Annotated in this window: 15 protein-coding genes and 4 pseudogenes; 6 read left to right on the top strand and 13 right to left on the bottom strand. The window is 69.6% G+C overall.

Annotated features, from left to right (window positions below; genetic code table 11):
- Nucleotides 1-159: 159 nt before the first annotated feature.
- The 8 genes from K3769_RS30200 to K3769_RS30165 form a co-directional block, all read right to left on the bottom strand.
- Entirely contained in the window at nt 160-3,732 is a 3,573-nt protein-coding gene (locus K3769_RS30200; protein WP_267029411.1) for a GH32 C-terminal domain-containing protein, read from the bottom strand.
- An 84-nt stretch (nt 3,733-3,816) separates the two neighbouring features.
- Nucleotides 3,817-5,361, bottom strand: a complete 1,545-nt coding sequence (locus tag K3769_RS30195) for a glycoside hydrolase family 32 protein (RefSeq protein ID WP_267029410.1) — start codon at nt 5,359-5,361, stop codon at nt 3,817-3,819.
- Nucleotides 5,358-6,431: an ATP-binding cassette domain-containing protein gene (locus K3769_RS30190; RefSeq protein ID WP_267029409.1), complete on the bottom strand. Its 1,074-nt coding sequence runs from the start codon at nt 6,429-6,431 to the stop codon at nt 5,358-5,360. The genes K3769_RS30195 and K3769_RS30190 overlap by 4 nt, the downstream gene beginning before the upstream one ends.
- Nucleotides 6,428-7,381 carry an ABC transporter ATP-binding protein gene (locus K3769_RS30185; protein WP_267029408.1) on the bottom strand — a complete coding sequence of 318 codons (954 nt, stop codon included), beginning with the start codon at nt 7,379-7,381 and terminating at the stop codon, nt 6,428-6,430. The genes K3769_RS30190 and K3769_RS30185 overlap by 4 nt, the downstream gene beginning before the upstream one ends.
- Before the next feature lie 3 nt (nt 7,382-7,384).
- On the bottom strand, nt 7,385-8,314 hold the full coding sequence (locus K3769_RS30180) for an ABC transporter permease (RefSeq protein WP_267029407.1): 930 nt from the start codon (nt 8,312-8,314) through the stop codon (nt 7,385-7,387).
- Nucleotides 8,315-8,328: 14 nt separating this feature from the next.
- The gene (locus K3769_RS30175; protein WP_267029406.1) at nt 8,329-9,306 is read right to left on the bottom strand and encodes an ABC transporter permease; all 978 of its coding nucleotides are present in this window, start codon (nt 9,304-9,306) and stop codon (nt 8,329-8,331) included.
- An 81-nt stretch (nt 9,307-9,387) separates the two neighbouring features.
- The gene (locus K3769_RS30170; RefSeq protein WP_267029405.1) at nt 9,388-11,070 is read right to left on the bottom strand and encodes an ABC transporter substrate-binding protein; all 1,683 of its coding nucleotides are present in this window, start codon (nt 11,068-11,070) and stop codon (nt 9,388-9,390) included.
- A gap of 74 nt (nt 11,071-11,144) precedes the next feature.
- Nucleotides 11,145-12,167 carry a LacI family DNA-binding transcriptional regulator gene (locus K3769_RS30165; protein WP_267029404.1) on the bottom strand — a complete coding sequence of 341 codons (1,023 nt, stop codon included), beginning with the start codon at nt 12,165-12,167 and terminating at the stop codon, nt 11,145-11,147.
- Between the two features lie 260 nt (nt 12,168-12,427).
- On the opposite strand from K3769_RS30165, the pseudogene K3769_RS30160 reads away from it, so the two are divergent.
- The 3 genes and pseudogenes from K3769_RS30160 to K3769_RS30150 form a co-directional block, all read left to right on the top strand.
- A pseudogene (locus K3769_RS30160) lies at nt 12,428-12,553 on the top strand (carbohydrate kinase family protein); the annotation flags it as partial.
- A gap of 169 nt (nt 12,554-12,722) precedes the next feature.
- Nucleotides 12,723-13,597, top strand: a pseudogene (locus K3769_RS30155) (PfkB family carbohydrate kinase); the annotation flags it as partial.
- A 1,238-nt stretch (nt 13,598-14,835) separates the two neighbouring features.
- Complete coding sequence (locus tag K3769_RS30150; protein ID WP_267029403.1) at nt 14,836-15,096, top strand: hypothetical protein; 261 nt, start codon at nt 14,836-14,838, stop codon at nt 15,094-15,096.
- A 205-nt stretch (nt 15,097-15,301) separates the two neighbouring features.
- On the opposite strand, the gene K3769_RS30145 is transcribed toward K3769_RS30150, so the two are convergent.
- Nucleotides 15,302-15,907 (bottom strand): hypothetical protein, encoded by a 606-nt coding sequence (locus K3769_RS30145; protein ID WP_189774729.1) that lies wholly within the window; start codon nt 15,905-15,907, stop codon nt 15,302-15,304.
- A 167-nt stretch (nt 15,908-16,074) separates the two neighbouring features.
- On the opposite strand from K3769_RS30145, the gene K3769_RS30140 reads away from it, so the two are divergent.
- The 3 genes and pseudogenes from K3769_RS30140 to K3769_RS30130 form a co-directional block, all read left to right on the top strand.
- Complete coding sequence (locus K3769_RS30140; RefSeq protein ID WP_267029402.1) at nt 16,075-17,259, top strand: helix-turn-helix domain-containing protein; 1,185 nt, start codon at nt 16,075-16,077, stop codon at nt 17,257-17,259.
- A 160-nt stretch (nt 17,260-17,419) separates the two neighbouring features.
- The gene (locus tag K3769_RS30135) at nt 17,420-17,632 is read left to right on the top strand and encodes a hypothetical protein (protein WP_267029401.1); all 213 of its coding nucleotides are present in this window, start codon (nt 17,420-17,422) and stop codon (nt 17,630-17,632) included.
- 527 nt (nt 17,633-18,159) lie between these two features.
- Nucleotides 18,160-18,408 (top strand): annotated as a pseudogene (locus K3769_RS30130) (helix-turn-helix domain-containing protein); the annotation flags it as partial.
- Nucleotides 18,409-18,954: 546 nt separating this feature from the next.
- Here K3769_RS30130 and K3769_RS30125 read toward each other — a convergent pair.
- From K3769_RS30125 to K3769_RS30110, 4 genes and pseudogenes are all read right to left on the bottom strand, one after another.
- A pseudogene (locus K3769_RS30125) lies at nt 18,955-19,181 on the bottom strand (helix-turn-helix domain-containing protein); the annotation flags it as partial.
- A gap of 42 nt (nt 19,182-19,223) precedes the next feature.
- Nucleotides 19,224-19,643 carry a hypothetical protein gene (locus K3769_RS30120; RefSeq protein ID WP_267029400.1) on the bottom strand — a complete coding sequence of 140 codons (420 nt, stop codon included), beginning with the start codon at nt 19,641-19,643 and terminating at the stop codon, nt 19,224-19,226.
- 220 nt (nt 19,644-19,863) lie between these two features.
- On the bottom strand, nt 19,864-20,256 hold the full coding sequence (locus tag K3769_RS30115; RefSeq protein ID WP_267029399.1) for a type II toxin-antitoxin system death-on-curing family toxin: 393 nt from the start codon (nt 20,254-20,256) through the stop codon (nt 19,864-19,866).
- On the bottom strand, nt 20,253-20,447 hold the full coding sequence (locus K3769_RS30110) for a ribbon-helix-helix protein, CopG family (RefSeq protein ID WP_267029398.1): 195 nt from the start codon (nt 20,445-20,447) through the stop codon (nt 20,253-20,255). Before K3769_RS30110 ends, K3769_RS30115 begins: the two co-directional genes overlap by 4 nt.
- Nucleotides 20,448-20,728 lie beyond the last annotated feature (281 nt).

Below are 20,728 nucleotides of genomic sequence, written 5' to 3'. Positions count from 1 at the left end.
CCGACCGCCTGCCGCGATCGGCGCCCCGCCCGGTCCCATCGGCTGGGAGGGACGTTCCATCGTTCGGCCGGAAAGCTGAGATCTCGGCAAGGGCGAATACCTCACCCGGCCGGGGGCGGAGCCTCCGCGGTCACGGTTGCTTGTCGGCTTGACCGGCGGTCACAGCTCCTGCGCGTAGGTGTCCTGGTACGCCGCCCTCCCTCCGAACACGTTCAGGGCGATGTGGCCATCGGTGTACGTCGTGTCCGTCACGTCGATGATCCGGGTGCCGTTGAGGAACACCTGGATGCGGTCGCCCTCGGTGAGGATGCGGACGGGGTAGGTCGTGCCGCGGCGGACCAGGGCCGGGACGCGGGCGAGAGCGGCTCCGTCGTCGAAGAAGCCGTCGGCCTTGGCGACCAGGCGGATCACGCGCAGGTCGGGGTCGATGTTGAGGCAATAGGCATCATCGCCGTCGGAGGAGGCGCGCCAGAGGAGGGAGAGGGCGCCGCCGGTCTCCGGGTCGGGGCCGCCGAGCCGGATCAGGGTGGTGAGGTCGAAGTCCGCCGTCGTGCGGGACGAGATCGCGTTGGAGTCCTTGTCGAAGCTTCCGGCGCGGCCCGCGCTGTCCGTCGACCAGCGGCCGGCGGGGGTGATCGTCAACTTGCCGAGGTCCGAGCGGAATTCACCCCCGGCCGGGGCGGCCACCAACGGCTTCACCCGATCCACCAGGCGGAAGGTGCTGTCCAGCCTGTGCACCTTGAGCGAGTCGATGTGTGCGGTGCCGCCCTTGGCGTAGAAGGCCATGCCGTCGGCGTCCGGGCCGGGGAGGATCAGGCTGGTCACGGCGGCCCGTCCGTCCGCGCCGAACGCCTCGACCGAGGACGAGTCGACGTACACGCGCAGGGTCACGCGGCCGTCGGCCGTCTTCATCGGCGCGGTGGTGCGGCCCGTGAAGTACTGCGTGAAGTCGCTCGGGCCCGATGCCGAGCGGTCCACGAACAGTTCCTGGACCTCGGCGTCGTATCCGACTGCCGTGTGCTGGTCGTCGTCGGTCCGGAGCCGGAATCCGATCTCCTTGGCGGTACCGAGGATGATCTCGGCCTCGATCTCGTAGGCGATGCCCCGGACTCCCGCGAGCGGGTTCGCGGAGTCGGGGCCGACGGCGAGGTTGTCACGGGTCGTGGTGGACGTGCGCAGCGTGACCAGCTCCGGGACCGGGCGCTGCGCCAGGCGTACACCGTCGGCGGTGTCCGTCAGGGTCAGTTCGCGCGGGGTGCTCAGCTGGCCGTTCCAGCCGCCGGTCGGGGCGCTGAAGGGGTAGTCCCAGTTGCTCATCCAGCCGAGCCAGACGCGGCGGTGGCCGGGCAGGCCGTAGAAGGACATGGCGGCGTAGTAGTCACGGCCGGAGTCGGCGCGCAGGACCGTGCCGGCCTTCTGCCCGGGGGTGAAACCGGTGCCGTTCCACTCACCCGTGAAGTACTGGGCGGCCGAGCCGTTCGTGGCGCGTACGGCACCGGTGCTCAGGGTGAGGACCCACTTCACCTTGTCCTTGTCACCGTCGACCGGCAGCGGGAAGAAGTCGGGGCACTCCCAGACGCCGGGCGTGGCCCAGTCGCCGTAGCCGAAGGAGCTGACCTGGGCCCAGGTGAGGAGGTCGGTGGAGGTGAGGAAGCGGATGTGGTCGCCGCCGGAGACGACCATCAGCCACTGGTCGTGAGCCTCGTCGCGGATGACCTTCGGGTCGCGGAAGGTCCAGCCGGCGTCGGGGCCGCCCGGGTTCTGCACGGCCGGGGTCGAGCCGCCGTGCCACTGCCACGAGCGGCCCTTGTCCTTGCTGTACGCGATGCGCACGCTCGCGTTTCCGCCCGGCTTGTCCGGGTGGTAGCTGGTGTAGTACGCGATCAGGCCCGAGCCGCCGCCGAAGAAGCCGGAGGTGTCGTCCGCGTCCACGACCGCTGAGCCCGACCAGCAGTTTCCGTACTCGTTCCACGGCAGGGCGATCGGCAGGGCCTGCCAGTGGACGAGGTCGGTGCTGACCGCGTGCGCCCAGCGGCCCTGGTCCTGGTGGAAGAGGTGGTATTCGCCGTCGTAGTACACCAGGCCGTTGGGGTCGCTGGTGGAGCCGGTGAGCTGGGAGTAGTGGTATGTGGGGCGGTATGGATCGGTGAAGTAGTCGGCGGTGCTGTGGACTTCGACGTTCTGGAAGTACGACGTCCCGTGCGCTGCCGTGGTGCCGACGGTGGCGCCCGTGGTGCGGGACACGCGGATTTTCAGCGCCCGTACGCCGTCCACGTACACCTCGATCGTCCTGCTTGTCGCTCGGACCTCGACGCGATAGGTGCCACCGGAGGCGATGCGCCGGACCGGGCCGGCAGCGGAGGCGAGGCGGGCGCCGGAGGAGCGGTCCAGCAGGACGACGGAGTTGCGGCCGGCTTCCAGGCGGGCTTCGTAGCCGCCGGAGCCGTTCGCGGACGCGCGCAGGACGAGGCCGGCCGAGGAGGAGGGGCCGCCGGGTGTGACGTCGGCCCTCGCCACCAGGTCGCCGTCGGTGAAGGGGGCCGTGCGCAGGCCGTTCTCGCCGCGGATGCCGCGCAGGTCGGGGGTCCAGGTGCCGGAGCGGGCCGTCCAGCCCTGGAGGTCGGTGGCGAGGTCGGCCGCGGCGATGTTCTCGAAGGACACCGCTCCGGCCGATGCCGTGACGGCGAGTCTGCCCTTGGTGTGGGTGGAGTCCTGGGCGGTGATGACGGGGCTGTAGCCGTCGGGAGTGAGGAAGTTGGTCTGCCAGTGCACGCGCAGTTCGTCGTGTTCGGCTTCGAGGCGCACGCGGTAGACCGTGTCGGCCTTGATGGTGGTCGCGTACGTGCCGAGGGTGACGTTGCCGTCGATGCGGTAGAGCCTCAGTCTGCCCTGGGCCGCGTCGATCTGGATGCCGTAGCCGTGCGTGGCCGTGGCGTCGGTGCGCACCAGCAGTGCGGCGACGGCGGAGGCGTCGTGCAGGAGCAGGTCGGCCTGGAGCGCGGTGTCGTACGCCTTGGTCGTGGTGAGGGCGCGGGCGGTGGCTCCCTGGGGCGGGGCCGCGCGCCAGCCCAGCGGACTCGCCGTCCAGGTACCGCCGCTCGTGGTCCAGCCGGTGAGGTTGGTGGTGACCAAGGAGAGGGAGGGCGGGCCGAAGGTGACCGTGCCGTCCTGGACGAGCAGGCCCACCGAGCCGGTGTCGTGGCGGTGGTCCTCGGTGTGGAGGAGCCGCTTGCCGTCGACGCGCACCGTCAACTTCGGTCCGTCGACTGCCACTTCGAGGTCATGGGGCTGGCCGGCCCGCGTGCCCGGAAGCGGAGCGGTGGCGAGTGTGTCACCGCCGGCCAGATCGTAGAGCCGTATGCGGGCGCGGCCGGGGTCGAGGGCGACCGCGTATCCGGTCGAGCCGTCCAGGGCTGCCCGGAACACCAACGCGCCTATGGCGGAGGAGGATTGGGGCGTGACGCGGGCCGCGTACGTGCCCTTGGCCGCGAGTTGCTGCTCGGACAGGGCGAGGGCGGGCCTGCGACGGCGGACGGTCGCCTTCTGGCCGCCGTCGGAGGTGCGGGTCCAGCTGCCGGTGACGGGGATGGGGTCGGGCATCGGGGTGGCGGCGGGGGTCGCTCCGGCGGCGCTCGGCGTGACGGCCTGTGCTGCGGGGAGGACGCCTCCGAGAGGCAGCAGGGTGGCGGCGGTTCCTCCGGCGAGCAGGAGGGTACGGCGGGACACGCTCATGGCAGCTCCTGAGGAGAGCAGGGGAAGGTGGGCCACGGCCCGGGGAGACGTTCACCCCGCGGGCCGTGGTCGTGTGTAAGACCGTCACGGCCAGAGCGGCCGGGGTCCGTCGGTGAAGGCCGACGCCATCCGCCAGGCGTCGAACCGCTCCAGGGTCACGTCGCCGTCGGCACCGATACCGACGCCTACTGCCTCGTCCGGGCGGGTGGGGTAGATGCGGGCTGTCAGCGCACGCCCGTTGGCGAAGATCTCCAGTGCGGAGTGGTCGACGAGGACCCGCAGGTCGACCCGCCCGTCGGGGTCCAACGGCAGTGTGCCGTAACGGGGTTCGGTGTCGACCGAAGGGTCGAGGCTGCTGGTCTCGCGGTGCAGACGGAGCGTGCCGCTCGCTCCGTCGTGCGCCCGGCTCACCTCCACGACCGTGCGTTCCGCGCCGTCCGGTGTCTCGCGGACCACGAGCCGGGCGGTCGCTCCGGGGGCGAGGCGCAGGGTCGTCTCGATGTCCAGCTGGTCCCCGCGCACGGCGTGCAGCCGGGTGTACGGGCCGGCCGGCCGGCCCGGAGCCACCTCTACGCGCTCCCGCCGCAGCTCGGTCAGCTCCGGCACAGGGGCCTGATGCAGGCCGCCGTCCGTGGCGAGCGTGACGACCCTCGGCAGGGACATCACACCGCACCAGCCGGCCTGCGCGTTCGCCTCGTCCGTCCGGCCCTCCTGGAGCCAGCCGAACATGATGCGGCGGCCGTGCTCGTCGCGGGTGGACTGGGGGGCGTAGAAGTAGCGTTCGCCGTAGTCGAGGCGGTGGAGGGCGGTCGTGGTGAAGGTGTCGCCCTGGTAGCGGCCGGTCCAGTACAGGGGGTGGTGGGTGGTGCCCTCGTCCCAGGCGGAGAAGACCAGCGCGTCGGTGCTGCCCGCCTCGTCGCCCTCGCCGAGCCGGAAGAGGTCGACGCACTCCCACATCGTGCCGGTCCAGTCGAGTTCGCCCCGGTTCTGCGAGGCGTCGCCGGTCAGCAGGGGGCCGACGTAGCGCCAGCTGCGCAGGTCGTCGGATTCGTACAGGAAGGCCGTTCCGCCGGCGCCCCGGATTCCCGAGCCCACCAGCTGCCGCCACACCTGGTTCTCGCCGGAGCCCTCCCGCCAGACGCAGTGGTCACGGAAGGCCGTGATGTCGATGTCCTCGGGTGGGGCGGTGATGACGGGGTTGGCCGGGTCCTTGGTCCAGTACCGCAGATCCGCTGATCCCCTGGCCACGCACGGGAGTTCTTGCTCGCCGTGCCTGCCCGAGTAGACGAGCGTGGGCACACCGCCGTCGTCGACCAGGACGCCGGACCAGCAGCCGTCGCGGTCCGGGCCGTCGGTGCCGGGGACGAGGGCGACCGGTTCGTCGGTCCAGTGGACGAGGTCGGTACTGGTGGCGTGGCCCCAGTGGATGCGGTGGTGGGCGGCTGAGAGCGGGTTGTACTGGTAGAAGAGGTGGTAGACGCCGTTCCAGTGGCTCAGGCCGTTGGGGTCGTTCAGCCAGCCGCCGGGCGAGGTGAAGTGGAAGCGGGGGCGGTGGGGGTCGCGCAGGGCGCGTTCGGCCAGCCCCTCGGCGGTGTGGCTGCCGGAGGGGAGGGTGAGGTCGTGGGTCATGCGGCGGTGGTCTCCGCTTTCTCGGTGGCGTCGGTGGCCTCGCCGTCCGGTCGGTCGGTGGCCTTCAGGACGCGGCGGGCGATGTCGGAGGCGGGTGCGCGCAAATGGCAGCGCACCCAGTGGGGCTGGCCTCCCCCAGCCTCCGGCCGGGGGGACCCCCATCTCGCTTCGCCGACGATGTGGCGGACGGGGTCGGTGCGGCTGCACGTCCCGTCGTCGCCGTAGGGGCAGAACGTGGGGTTGAGGATCGCCTCGCGGAGCCTGGCCCGCTCGACGGGGTCGTAGCTGCCGGTCCGTTCGGGGTCGGGTACGGCGGACAGCAGCAGGCGGGTGTAGGGGTGGGCGGGGGCGTCCATGACGGCCAACGCGTCGCCGCCCTCGACGAGTTCACCGGCGAACATGACCATCGTGGTGTCGGCGAGGTAGCGGGCGGAGCCCAGGTCGTGCGTGATGTAGAGCATGGCGATGTTCCGCTCGTCGCGCAGGCGCCGCATCAGGTTGAGCACGCCGACGCGTACGGAGACGTCCAGCATGGACGTCGGTTCGTCGGCCAGGATGAGGCGCGGTTCCACCGCCAGCGCGCGGGCGATGGAGACGCGCTGACGCTGGCCGCCGGAGAGTTCGTGCGGGTAGGACTGGAGCATGTCCTCGGTCAGGCCGACCGTTGTGATCAGCTCGCGCAGCGCCTCCGGTGTGGCGGAGTGGCCGTGCAGGACGAGGGCCCGGGTGAGGAAGTGCTCGATGCGGTGGACGGGGTTGAGTGAGCCGAAGGGGTCCTGGAAGACCATCTGGACCTTGCGGCGGTACGCCCGTGACGCCCGGCGCCGCTCGGTGCGCAGGACGTCCTCGCCGTCGAGCAGCACCTGTCCGGTGGAAGGCTGTTCGAGGCGGGCGAGGCAGCGGGCGATGGTGGACTTGCCGCTGCCGGACTCGCCGACCAGCGCGGTGATCCGGCCGGCCGGCAGGTCGAAGGACACGTCGTTGACGGCACGGACGCGGCGCCGGGAGAAGACGGTGCCGACCTGGAAGTCCTTGGTCAGACCGCGTACGGACAGCAGGGGCTGGGTCATCGTGGGGCTCCCTCGGCACTCTGGGCCGCCCACCGGCCGGGGGCGATCTCGCGCAGGTCGGGGATGTTCATGGAACAGTCCGAGCGGTCCTCGGGACAGCTGACGTGGAAGCCGCAGCTGTCGGCGGTGCGCGGGGCGTCGAAGAGGCCGGTGAGCTCCTGGCGCGGGCCGGTCAGCGGCGGGAAGGCGTTCATCAGCGCCTCGGTGTAGGGGTGGAGCGGTCCCGCGAACAGGTCCTTGGCGTCGGCGAGTTCGACGATCCGTCCGCCGTACATCACGCCCATGCGGTCCGACAGCTCGATCATCAGGGACATGTCGTGGGTGATGAAGAGGATGGAGAAGCCCAGCTCCCGCTGGAGGTCGCGGATCTGCGCCATGATCTCCTGCTGCACGACCACGTCGAGCGCGGTGGTCGGCTCGTCCATGATCAACAGCCGGGGGTGGAGTGCGACGGCCATGGCGATGACCACGCGCTGGCGCATACCGCCGGAGAGCTGGTGCGGGTACGCCTTCAGCCTTCCCGGGTCGATGCCGACCAGCTCCAGCAGCTCGCCGGCCCGCTCCCGCGCGGTCCTCCTCTTCATCCGCTCGTGGGTGGTGAAGATGTCGACGATCTGCTCGCCGATGGTCAGGACGGGGTTGAGCGAGTTCATCGCCGACTGGAAGACCATGGCGATTTCCCGCCACCGGAAGGCGCGCAGCTCCCGTTCGTTCAGGGCGAGGATGTCCCTGCCCTGGAAGCGGATGCTGCCAGCGGTGATCTCCGCCGGGGGCTTGAGCAGCCGCATCACCGCGTTGGCGATGGTCGACTTGCCGCAGCCGGACTCCCCGGCGAGGCCGAAGACCTCTCCGGCGCCGATGGAGAAGGAAACGTTGTCGGCGCCCACGACGGTGCGTCCGTCGCCGCGGTATTCGACGCGCAGGCCGTTCACCTCAAGTACGGGTTCCATGGCTCAGCCCTTCCTCTCACGGCGGGCACGACGGGCACGGCGGTTGCGCAGCCTCGGGTTGGTGATCTCGTCGACCGCGTAGTTGACCAGCGCGAGTGCGAAGGCGACGAGGGCGATGCACAGTCCGGAGGGGACGAAGGCCCACCATGTGCCCGTCATCAGCGCGCCGTCGTTGCTGGCCCAGTACAGGTTGGTGCCCCAGCTGACGACGCTGCTGTCGCCGAGGCCGAGGAACTCCAGGCCGGCCTGGGCGCCGATGCCGAAGATCACGCAGCCGAGCAGCGTGGTCATCACCACGGACGCCATGTTGGGCAGGATCTCGCGGAACATGATCCGCAGCGGGCGCTCGCCGGTGACGACGGCGGCGGCCACGAAGTCCTTGCCGCGGATCGACTTGGCCTGCGCGCGCAGGACCCGGGCCGAGCCCGCCCAGCCGGTGACGACGAGGACCAGGATCACGGTGGAGGTGCCGGGCGGCAGGAACGCGGCCAGGATGATGAGCAGCGGGAGGCCGGGCAGCAGCAGGAAGATGTTGGTGACCAGGGTCAGCGCGTCGTCCATGATGCGGCCGAAGTACGCGGACGCCAGGCCGACGAGGATGGCGACCGCGGTCGCCACGAGCCCTACGGTGAACCCGACGAAGAGGGAGCTGCGCGCACCCCACAGGGTGAGGGCGAGCACGTCCTGCCCCTTGGCGGTCGTACCGAGCCAGTGCGCGGCCGAGGGAGCCTGGCTGCCCGTGGAGTTGATGAGCGACGGGTCGCCCGGTACCAGGACGGACGCGAGCAGGGCCAGCAGCGCGAAGAGAGCCAGCAGGATCAGCCCGGTCAACGCCTTCTTGCTGTCGATGAGCTGGCGCAGCAGTCCGCGCCGACGGGTGGTGCGCACGGGGGTGGTCGGCGTGGTGGCCGTCGCGATCTCGATGGCGGTCATGTCGGCAACCTCCTTCAGCGGACGCGGACGCGCGGGTCGAGGCGGACGTAGACGAGGTCGACGAGGAAGTTCGCGACCAGTACCGCGGCCGTGATCGTCAGGAAGATGCCCTGCATCAGCGGGTAGTCCAGGCCCTGGACGGCCATCAGCAGCTGGTAGCCGATGCCTGGGTAGGCGAACACGACCTCGGTGAGCAGGGCGCCGCCGACGACAAAGCCGAGCGCCATGCCGAAGTTGGTGACGGAGGGCAGCAGGGCGTTGCGGGCGGCGTAGCGGAACATGATCCGCGAGGGGCTGAGCCCCTTCGCCTCGGCCATCGTGATGTAGTCCTCGGCCGCCGTGGCGATCATGGTGTTGCGCATACCGAGCATCCAGCCGCCGATGGAGACCAGCACGATGGTCAGCCCGGGCAGCACCAGGTGGGTGGCGACGTTGGAGACGAACTCGGCGTTGAAGCCGGGGGTCAGTCCGACGTCGTAGGCGTGCCGCATGGGGAACCAGCCGAGGCTCACCCCGAACAGGTACAGCGCGCCCATCGCCAGCCAGAAGTACGGGAACGAGCCGACGAAGATCAGCAGGGGTGGGAAGGCGGAGTCGAGGACGCCGCCGCGCCGCCAGGCGGCGACGATGCCGAGCAGGTTGCCGAGCACGGCCGCGATGACGAGCGCGACGCCGCCGAGCAGCAGGGTCCAGCCGATCTGCGAGCCGATCACGTCGGTGACCGGCGTGGGGAAGCGGGTGATGGAGATGCCGAGGTCGCCGGTGAAGACGCTCTTGACGTAGGAGACGTACTGCTCCCAGAGGGGGCGGTTGTCGAGGCCGAAGAGTTTCCGCAACTGGGCTATCTGGTCGGGCTGCATCGTGCCCTGGGCCTGCGCGAACATCCGGGAGACCGGGTCGCCCGGCATGAAGCGCGGGAGAACGAAGTTCAGGGTGATGGAGGCCCAGAAGGCGAGCAGATAGAACCCCAGGTTGCGCAGGATGAGACGCACGGGTCGTGCTCCTGTCGAGGGAGTGCGGGAGGGGCGGTGAGGGCGGCCGTCCGGGGAGGAGGACGACCGCCGGTCCGTGCGTCAGCCCTTGACGGGCTTCAGCGACGTGAGCACGAGGATCGTGCTGCCGTTGCGGTTGCCGAGGGTGGCGTACGGGTTCTCTTCGGTGGGCCAGCCGGTGAAGCGGGCGTCCGTGTACGCGCCCCACTCGGGGCCGGTGAACAGCGGGACGACGGGCGCGTCCTTGTTGTACAGCTGCTGCAGGCCGTTCATCTGCTCGGCTTGCGTCTTCTCGTCCGTGGCGGCGGCGAAAGCGTCGATGAGCTTGTCGGCCTTCTTGTCGCCGAAGCGGTGGTAGTTCTCCGTGGCCTGCTTGCCGACCGGCTGCACCATCTTGGTCGACATCACGCCGCGGTAGTACTCGTACGGGGTGGCGCCGTTGTTGCTCCACACGATGCCGGTGTCGAAGGTGCCGGTGTTGTACGACGACTGGACGGCCGACCAGTCGGGCGTCTTCACGGTGGCGGTGATGCCGACCTTGGCGAGGTCCTGCTTGATGATGTTGGCGACCGAGATCCAGTCGGAGGAGGCGGAGCCGACGGAGATGTCGAGCGTGAAGTTCTTGCCGTTCTTCAGCTTCCGCTTGCCGCCGCTCTCCTTGTAGCCGGCCGCGTCGAGGGCCTTGGCCGCCGCGTCGGCGTCGGACTTCGTCCAGGTGCAGGAGGCGGCGAGCGAGGTGTCGCGCCACTTGTCGTACGTACGGGCCAGGCCCGTGCAGTCGGCGGGTTCGGCGTAGCCGTTCATCGCGACCTTGGTGATCTGGTCGCGGTCGACGGCCATGCTGAGCGCCTTGCGCACGGCCGGGTCGTCGAAGGGGGCCTTGGTGGTGTTCAGCTGCCAGTTGATCATGGCGCCGGTGGCCGGGAACCAGTAGTGGTTGTGCTTCTTGTCCTTGGCGACGAAGGACTTCTCGATGTCCGGGATGAACGACTGCGTCCAGTCCACCTCGCCGTTGGTGAAGGCGATGTTGGCGCTGTCGTTGCCGGAGAAGGCGAGCATCTGGATGCCGGCGATCTGCTGCTTCGCGGGCTGCCAGTAGTCGGGGTTCTTGCGCAGCTCGTACGACTGGCTCTGGAACTTCTCGATCTTGGTGTACGGGCCGGTGCCGACCGGGTTCGGGTTGGTGAACTTCGCCGGGTCCTTCACCTTGGACCAGATGTGCTTCGGCAGAATGTAGTGGCCGCTGATCTCGTAGAAGGCGGTCGAGAACGCCTTGTTGAACGAGAATTTCACCGTGTGGGCGTCGACCGCGGTGACCTTGTCCAGGTAGTCGAAGCCGCCGAGCACCTTCTTCTGGAGCTCGAAGGTGTAGACGACGTCGTCGGCGGTGAGCGCCTGGCCGTCCGACCACTTGACGCCGTCGCGCAGCGTGAAGGTGAGGGACTTGCCGTCCTTGGCCTGCTCCCACTTGGTCGCGAGCCACGGCGTGTCCTTGGCATCCGCCATGCTGTGCACCGCCAACGGCTCGTAGACCGCCTGGAGGGTCATGGGGGCGGCCTGCGGGGAGAGCGGGTTGAAGTTGCGCGTGAACGTCGCCAGATCCTCGCGCGGGATGGTGAGCAGCTGGTTGCCGGAGGTGTCACCGGCGCCCGAGGCGCCCGAGCCACCCGTACAGGCGGACAGGACCAGGGCCGCGGCGGCGGTCGCGGTGACCGCTCTCAGGACGGCTCGTGGCCGCCGTGAAGGTATGCGGGAGGGTGCCATAATGGAGACTCTTTTCCTCTCTTCAACACACAGGGCGAAGACGGGACGGGACAACTCGGCGGACTGATTAGCGGTCAGACCGACGAGCGTTCGAGCAGCGGGCAGTCGATCGTCACCCGGTGGGTGCCGAGCGGCTGCCCCGCTGCGAGAGCGGCGAGCATGTCGATGCCCTTGGTGCCCATGGCCTCGAAGGGCAGGGCGAGCGTCGTCAGCTTCGGCCGCAGATAGGCGGCGATGAGTTCCTGGTTGTCGAACCCCACCACGGCCACGTCGTGCGGGATGCGCAGCCCACGTTCCTTGATCGCGTCGTACGCGCCCATCGCCATCCGGTCGTTTCCGCAGAACAGCGCGGTCGGCCGGTCGCCGACCGGGCGGTCAAGGAGTTCGCAGGCGGCGGTGTAGGCGCTGTCGGCGGTCGCCCAGCCGGGGACGACGAGAGAGGGGTCGGGGGTGATCCCGGCCTCGCGCAGGGCACGTTCGTACCCCTCGCGCCTGCCGATGGCGGCCGGGATCGCCGGGTCGAGGTTGATGAACCCGACGCGGGTGTGACCGGCGTCCAGGAGTCGGCGGGTCGCCTTGTATCCGCCCGACACCTCGTCGGGCAGGATGCACGGCAGTTCACCTGCCGCGTCGTAGCAGTTGACGAGCACCGTCGGCACCTCCCGGACGGCCTTGGGGAGCGTGACGGCGCGATGCCAGGTCGTGGCGTACAGCAGCCCCTCCACCCGGTGCTCCAGCATCTGGTCGAGCGCGGCGGCTTCCTGGGCGGGGTCGCCCTCGCTCGCGGCGATCAGCAAGAACCTCCGGTCGCCCCAGGCGCGGCTCTGCGCGCCTGTGATCACCTCGCCCGCGAACGGGCCGGTCACGATCTCGGTGATCAGCCCGAACCACCCGCTGCGGTTCGCGGCCAGCGCCCGCGCTCCGGCGTTGGGCCGGTAGCCGAGCTCGTCTATCGCCGCCAGGATCCGCCGACGGGTCTCCTCGGGGATGACGGCACCGGGCTTGTCGTTGAGGACGAAGGAGACGGTGGTCCGCGAGACACCCGCATGGCGCGCCACATCGCTCATGGTCACCCGATGCGTCCTGTTCGTGGCCACGTCCAGTCCCTTTCGGCCGGCCGAGGGCGAGACAACGCCTCCGGTTTCGCGCTTTAATAACGCGCGTTACTTCCTTGTGGCAGGGAAGTTACGTCCGTCTTGAGCGGCATGTCAATACCTGTGCAAGGGCGGCATCGGGCCACCGTCCCGGTGCCCTTTTGCGACCGCACTCTTTCTCAGAGAGGCAGGCTGAGAGAGGCAGACAGTCACCATGGCCCGACCCCCGACCCCCGACCCCCGACCCCCGGGCCCCCGTCGGTGTCGCCGTCCTCGGCGAGTGCGTCGCAGACGCCTTCACCGACCCCGTCCGGTCCAGCGCCGACGAGCTCGCGCCGCGGGCCCCGCCCGGTGGCGGCCCCGCCGACACCGCCGTCGCTCTCACCCGGCCAAGGGCTGTCCCGTGATCCGCGGTGGATCAGCGCGCGGCGTCGGATGCGGTGCATGGCAAGGTGCCAGGTCACCTTCATACGGGGTGCATTCGGGTGATCCGCAACGCCGCGAGGTGGAGGTGCCGTAGCTGTCGTCGTGCGCCCGCCGGGAACTGCGGGACAGCCCTTGGGCACCCCCACCCGCTCCCTCGGAGGCTTCTCCACGGATGTCTTCGGCACCCCTCTTCCGCGTCCACCTCAGCGCCTCAGGCGTCGACCTGACCGGCAGCGTGGCCGCCCCGAGCCCAGCACCCTCGCCGTCACCATCGCCGACCTCGACGAGACCGGCCAGGCCAGGCCACGTACACCTTCTACGCCGACAGCGCGGCCGACCGGCAGTGGACCGACGAAGAACTCACCGCCACCGGGCCGGAGAGCCCGGCCTGCCTGCACACCGGCTCCCTGACCCTCGTACGTCAACCCGGCGGCACCCACATCGAGGACCACCTCGCCAAGGCACGCGAGCACGTCACCGTGTCCATCGACCCCAACGTCCGCCCGCTGCTCGTACCGCCCGCCGCCCACCGCGAACGGCTCCCCCACTGGTGCGCCCTCGCCGACATCCTCCGCCTCAGCGAGGACGACCTCGCGTCGCTCCCGCCCGGCGTCAGCCCCGAGGAGGCGCGCGACACCTGGCATGCCGCCGGCGCGCGCAGCGTCGTCATCACCTTCGGCGAGAGGGACGCCCTCGCCTCCCTCGCCGGTCCCCGCGTCGCCGTCCCGGCGACGACCGTGGACGTCGCCGACACCGTAGGCGCCGGAGACCCCTTCACCGCGGGCCTGCCGCACCGCCTCACCGCACTGGGACACGTGGGCGGCCGACTCGACGGACTGGGCTTCAAAGCCATCACCGACGCCTGTACCTTCGCTGCGGACGTTGCCGCCCTGACCTGCTCCGCACCCGGCGCAGACCCGCCCTGGGCAGAAACCTCCGCGATCTCCGTTCCCGCGATCTCCGGACGCGCCGTCCGCTCGGCCGGAAGTAGTCCAGTGGTCCCGTAGAAGCGCAGCGTTGCGGCCGCAGGCCGGGGCGCTCGGCCAGCCGCGAGATGCGGTGGGCCGTCGCACCACCGACGGTAAAACCTCGACACAACCCGAAGGTCAAGCCACCATCGCCAAGCCACCCGAACCCTCGCCCGGACGGACAGCCAGGACCCGTCCGCGTCCGTCCGTATTTGGTTCGCCCGCCGGAACATCCAGGATTGCGGGAACCCGCACACTTTTCCCCTCGGACGCCCTAGCCGACACCGTCCCGCCGATCGCGCCCGCGCGGCCTACCACCCGAGCTGAAGGAGGCCATGCCCCTGTACGACCCCTGGGTCTTGGCATCGCCCCTCAGAGCAGTCACCCGGACGACGAGCAGTAACCGCGAACACCTGATTCACCACAGGCCAGAGGGGTTGCAGGTCCCCCGAGTGCCGTCGGACTCCAACCGACAAGCAGCGGATGCAGTCCGTTCAAGCGAAGTTGACGCACCGACACCCGCAAGTGAACGTTTCCGCAGTTCAAAGAGCTGCGCAGGTGGGGCGGATGGGACTCGAACCCACGGCCGGCGGATGATGAGTCCGCTGTTCCTCTCTACGAGGTATCAACCCGACCGACAGCGCGCGTCAGCAGACTGATTCCGCTGACTGCCGGGGCACGCTCTGAACCAAGGTTCCGAAGCCAAGCTCCGGACCAGACGCGGGCCAGCGGCCGGTCACACATTCCAACTAGCCTCGTTTCAACTGGTCAGCGAGGTACGAGCCCTGTACCACCAGAAGGCGAAGAACCTGCCGGGCGGTCCGCACCGGTGACTGAGCCTGACCGCCTGACAGCACGAAGTTCTCGGCGATCACGCTTGACCGGCTTACGCATCGGACCGCCTGACCAGCGAAGCAACACACCTGACACCCCATCAGAAAAAGCGTCAAATGAGCGTCATTCCGGCGTCAGGATATCGCCCGTAACGCCCACACCGCCCATAACGCGCACGCACGAAACCGCAGGTCAGGCGCCCTTCGCCACCGGTTCCAGGATCGCCACGCACTCCACATGGTGCGTCATCGAAAAGCTGTCAGCTTGAGCGGGTCACGGAAAAGTCCAGGTCAGAGCTAGTTTCTGAGCTCGCCGTCCTGCGTGTGAGTGCCTGGAGCGTCAAACGAGCGTCACGGTCGACAAGTAGCAGGACGTCCCCATGGCCGGGGTGGGCGGCGGTGTGTTCGGTGACGAAGTCAGCGTCCGTAAAGGCCGGAAAATGCATGACGCTGGAGTGCATCAACTCCAGCCACGCTCTCTCGCCGATGGCCGCGTCGGCGAACGCACCACCTCCGACCAGCCTGCCAACAAGGCAGAACGGCGGCGAGCACGGCACTGCACAGGTCCATCGCCGCCCCCACCCGTACCTGCCCGGCCAGCAGGAGAGGACCGTCGGTGTGTGGCATGCGGATGGTGATCGTCTTCAGCAGCCCGCACATCGCAACGACATCGTCGCCTTCTTCGGTGTCGGCTGTTCGGCATAGCGGCTCCAGGAAGCGCGGCTACGTTCCTGACGCTGAGAGACCATCTCACTTGGCGAGTCTGCAGTAGCAGAAGAGGGGACAGGCGATGCTGGTGAAGGCCAGGAAGTGGTTGCCGCCGGCGGAGCAGGTGGGCACCACAGCGGCGCGCCCGGGTTCCGGCCGCGCCGCTGTCGAGCTGTGGTCAGCCCTCGGGGGAGCCCCCGGCTCAGTGGAGCTTGTTGACGGCGGTCTTCGTCGTGGTGCGGAAGGCGGTCAGCGGGGCGTCCTCGAGGTCGCCCATCTGGCCCCAGCGGACGAGGGTGACGGTGCGGCCGTCGCGGCCGACGGAGAACAGGTGGATGTCGGAGATGCCGATCTGCGGGTCGGCGGTGTCCAGGCTGTAGACCCAGGCGCCCTCCTCGACGGCGAGCTTGCCGTGGGAGGCGCTGACGGCCTGCAGGCCCGGGTTCTGCTGCTCCAGCAGGGGGCCGCAGCCGGCAAGGGCCCCGCGGAGGGTGTCGACCAGCTTCACGGCGTCGGCCTCGGTACGGGCGACGGTGGTGACCTGGACGCCGTTGGTGTCGAGATCGGTGCTGAACTCGCGGTAGCGGGTGTTCTGCGCCGGGATCTTGTACGGGGCGCAGAGGACGCCGCCGTTCTCCGGCACGCCGGTGAAGACCTGGGTGGCGGTCCACGGCGTCGACGACGGCGGCATCTGGGAGGCGGCGAGGAAGGCGGGCTGGGCAGCGGCCTGCGCCGGGGCGGTGGCGAGGGCCGCGAGGCCCAGTGCGGCAGCGGCTGCGGTGGCGAGTGCGGTGCGGAGCTTGTTCATGGTGGTGGATCCCCCGTCGGGTCGTTCGTTCGGTCAGTGCTGAACCAGCGTGGGGCCGGCGCCCGCCGACTGCAACGATCACGCGCCCACCAGCCGTCCCGGAACCATTCCACCCCCGCTGACGTGCAAGGACGTGAGGGATGGGATGCAGGTTCGAGGGGGATGGAATGCCGAAGGACGTCGCCGTCGAGGAGTTCGCGGGGCTCGTGCGCGCGCTGAAGGCGCGGGACGGGAGGAGTTACGAGGCGCTGGGCCGGCGGCTGAGCGTCAGCGCGTCCACCCTCCACCGCTACTGCTCGGGCGCGACCGTCCCACAGGAGTTCGCCGTGGTTGGCCGCCTCGCCCTGCTGTGCGGGGCGGACGAGGAGGAACGGCGGGCCCTGGAGGCGGCCTGGACGGAGGCGGACCGCGCCCGCCGCCGAGCGGCCTCGCCCGCGCCCGCGCCTGTGCCGGCCGTGTCGGCCGCGCCGGAATCGAACCCGGAACCGTCCGCGCCGGAACCGGGCCCCGGCCCCGCCCCGGACCCGACCGCGCCGGAGGCGGACCGCGCCCGCCCCCGTCGTGGCGCCCCCGCTCCCCTCCTCGTCGCCGCCGCCGTCGCCCTCGTCGTGCTCACCCTCGTCGCCGCCCTGCTCGGCCACCCAACCCGTACGGCTTCCGCCCCCGCTCCCGCTTCCACCGCTCCGGGGCGGACCGCGGCCCCCCTCCCCTTCACCTGGAGCATCGGTTCCCAGCTCTGGGAGGGCGGCTGCGGGCACACCTACCTCGTGGACCGGGCCCCCCGCGCGGTCGCCCCGCCGCCGGTCGCGGCCGACTCCGGGGCGTGGGCCGGGACGCACGGTGCCGTGCACGGCGGGGAGGCGCTGGTGCGGATCACGATCCAGGGCCGGTCGCCGTCCGACGCCGTCGTCCTCCATGCCCTGCACGTGCGCGTGGTCGACCGCGCCGCGCCGCTGCCGTGGAACGCGTACCGGATGGACAACGGCTGTGGCGGCGCCGTCACCCCGCGCCACTTCGCCGTGGACCTCGACCGACCGCGCCCGCTCGCGAGGCCCGTCGACGGCCTTGACGCCTCCGGTGCAAAGGTCCGGAAGATCCCGGCCGTCTCCTTCCCGTACAAGGTCACCTCCTCCGACCTCGAGGAGTTGCTGGTCTCCGCGCGGACGGCGGGCTGCGACTGCCGCTGGTACCTGGAGCTGGAGTGGAGCGCCGGGGGCCGTACGGGGACGGTGCGGATCACGGACGGCGGGAAGCCGTTCCGCACGAGCGGGACCAGGGGGAGGCCGACGTACGTGTACGACTCCGCCGAAGGGCGCTGGATCACAGACTCGGACTCTGGACAGACCGGGTGACCGGGTGACCGGGTGACCGGGTGACTGGGTGACCGGGTGACTGGGTGACTGGGTGACCGGGTGAGTAACTTCGAACGGGAAGACCGCTGCCAAGGGCACCGACCTGGAGAACTACGCAAGCACCGACGCGCTGTCGAAGTTCCGTTCGAATCTGGCCCACATGAAGGAACCGCGCACCGTGATCCGGGGCGAGCTCGGACACGACGCGAAGGTGACCCCGCTCGACGCGGTCGCGAAGCTGCCGACCGCGACGATCGAGGACTGCGCCGACCTGTCGAAGTGGCAGACCATCGACACCCGCACTTTCAAGGTCCTTCCCCTCCCGACGAACCAGCCGCGCCGCTACGTCGCGACGGCGACGACGGAGAAGTAGGGGAACGGCTGGATGGTGACCGACTACGTACCGGACGGGGCACGCACGTGCTGAGGCGCGCGGCGACCGCCGCGATGCTCCTGGCGGGCGTCCTGGCGCCGGGGCTCGTGTACGCGGACGACGGCCACCGCACTCGGCACCAGCCCCGGCTGCCGGAGCTCGCTGCTTTCGGTGACGATGTGCGCCTCGTACACCACCGCCGCTGGCGGCCCCCCGGGCACCGATGCTCATAAAGCGGCTCGTCGGCTGTGCCTCGGGCCCAGCCACGTGGGCGGGGGCGCACCGAAGACCTCATTGTGCTTTCCTTCGGGTCATCATGCGGATCCATGGTGTCGGACGGACCGCATCTCGGCTCCGGCACCCAAGCGCCCACTCGCACTCATTGAAACGAAGGCACCCCAGCCGTCCGCCGGAAACACGAGCATCGGCCCTTGGGGAACTCAACTGCCCCGCATGAGCTTGCCGCGCCCCGGCGTCGGAGAAGGAAACGGGAAACAGCTTCGATCGCCTTGTCCGTCCGGGAGTTGGTGCCGCACTCTTTCGTGCAGCACCGCCTCGACCCGGATGACCGGGTTTGGGAGGTTCCCGTGCCACATTCATCCACCCCGTTCGGTGAGGAACTGAGGAAGCGGCGTCTGGAGGCCGGACTGAGCCTTACAGACCTGTCCGGTCTCGTGCACTACAGCAAGGCGCAGCTCAGCAAGGTCGAGCGGGGCATCAAGGCGCCCAGCCGTGATCTCGCGCGGCTGTGCGACGCCGCATTCGGTACCGACGGGGCACTGATCGCCCTGGGCACCCCTACCGCTGTCGACTCACCTGCCGTGTCGGCGCCGGGCCGGGTCGAGGAGGAGAACTGGATGATGCGGTTGTCACCGGACGGCCCGAATTCGTTCGGGCCCGTGGGCCGGCGCGAGGTGATGAATGCCGGCGTCGCCTCGCTGATGACCTGGAGGTCGGACGGATCAGGTCCGGCTTCCCCAACCGCCGGCGCCGGCGTGCTGGAAGCCTCACACTCCCTGTTCACGCACTACCGCAGACTCGGTCAAACCGTGGAACCCGGCCTGCTTCTGCCCGTGCTGATCGCGCAGACACACACGCTGCGGGAGCTGTCGTCACAGAGCGACAATGCCACCAGGCGTCGCCTGCTGGCGCTCGGTTCCCGGTACGCCGAGTACGTGGGCTGGCTGGTGCAGGAGACCGGGGACGAGCGTGCGGCGCTGTGGTGGACACAGCGTGCGGTCGACCTGGCCGCCGCCGGCGGTGATCAGGCACTGGCCGGTTACGCGCTGGTCCGCAGGGCGTTGGTCACGCTGTACCGGGTTCGAGATGCCGAACAATGGAGCAATCTGGCGCATCGTCAAGTTCGTTCGCCAGTAGACCGTGACAAGCAGGATGCGATCCTCGAGCGGGAGCCCCCAGGGCCGCCCACGCTGGAGCTCGGTAGCGGTTTCACGCAGCACGGCGGTCACCAGCTTCCCGAAACAGCGCGGGCTCAGCCCGGTGAAGGGCCTATCCAGGACGACCCCGACGCCGTGATCACTGCAGTCACATCAGGATCGTTCCACCTGGAGCCGACCGGGATGGGCACGGGTCAAGTACGGAGCCCCAAGTGCCGGTCCAGCTGACTGCGCAGACGCGCAGAAGCCCCACGCAGAGTCCCGAGTTGTCGCACTTCTGCCGCCGCCACTTCCGTCCGTCCCGCCAGCGCAAGCACAGCGGCATAGGGTCGTTCGCCCTCGGCGAGCTTCGCCGCCACGGCGTCACGGACGGCTCGCAGCACCGTGTGGTCCGCACTCGGATGTTCCGCCAGCAGGCGAAGGAGCCTGTTGTCGTTCCAGGCGCTGTCTCGGGCCGTGCTCAGTTCCAGCAGAGTGCCAGGCGCCGTGGAGGGATTGGCGGCCAGCGCCTGCCAGACGAAGGGGTACGGACACCGCGCGAGTCGATGCAGAACGACGCTGTCGCTCTCGGCATGCGCCAGTTCGAGGTAGTCGGCAGGGGTGTGCACGGACATGGCCCCTCAGGATCGTCGGGCGGATCATCCTGCCATCAGGACTCGGTCACCCGTGCGCGGGGCTCTGATCCCAACCGGCTCGAAGATCACTTACGGGACAGCCCTTAAAGGGAGCCACGCCTTCCAGTGCACAGCGTTCCATTCCGGCTTGACCTGAGCAGGGCTCGGACCGCGCGTGAGGGCAGGGCACGCGCGTGCCCTGCCCTCACGTCGTCGAACGTCAGGAAACAGGAAACCAGGCCGCCAAGCGCTTGGCGACGCCCGGTACATCGAGGTGGTCCTGCGCGACGTCCTCGACGAACGGGCCGGCAACGGAGACGGGCGGTGGAACGGTACTGGCACTGACGCCGTTGAACCGCAGGAAGACGCGCATGGCCAGCCAGGCGGTGCGCTTGTTGCCGTCGATCAGCGCGTGATTGCGGGCGACGGAGTGCAGCAGTGCCGCCGCCTTCTCGTGCAGCGTGGGATACAGCTCGGCCCCGAACACATTCGTGCGGGGTCGCTCGATCGCCGACACCAGAAGGCCCATGTCACGCACACTGTGGTCGGTACCGTTGACCGTGCGGGCGATGGCCAGGATCTCGTCGAGCTGGAGGTAGCGCACGTCGGTCACTTCAGGTAGTCCAGGATCTCCGCATCGCTGTCCATGAGCTCGGTCAGGACGTCATCGACCTTCAGCTCGGCCCGATTCTGAGCGTCACGGATGGCCTCGATGGCGAGTTCCTGCTTACTGCGGCCCTCCCGGCGAGCTCGCTCGGTGAGCTTCGCGTCAAGGTCGTCGGGGAGTCGGAGTGTCATCGCCATACGACCATGATACCAGGGCGGTATCAATGGCGCTCTCGACTCCGCGAACGCGGAACCAAGCGGTCGCTGGCACCGCTCACGCGAAGGCTCGGTAGAGACGCCATTACGAGCGTCGTCCGAGCGTCAAGAATCCCCGAAGAGACATCTGAAGCGTCGCCCTGATGCAGCGCATTCCTCACGAACTCGCAGGTCAGATAGCTCTCAAGGGTCGACCCGCCCGATTGAACCGCTGCACGGAGGGAAACGGGTCGAGCAACCCACTAGAGCAACAAAACCGCAGG

It is taken from the genome of Streptomyces ortus, from assembly GCF_026341275.1.
Classification (GTDB): Bacteria; Actinomycetota; Actinomycetes; order Streptomycetales; family Streptomycetaceae; genus Streptomyces; species Streptomyces ortus.
The sequence above is the reverse complement of the archived record's forward strand: the minus strand, read 5'-3'. Positions and strand labels throughout refer to the sequence as shown.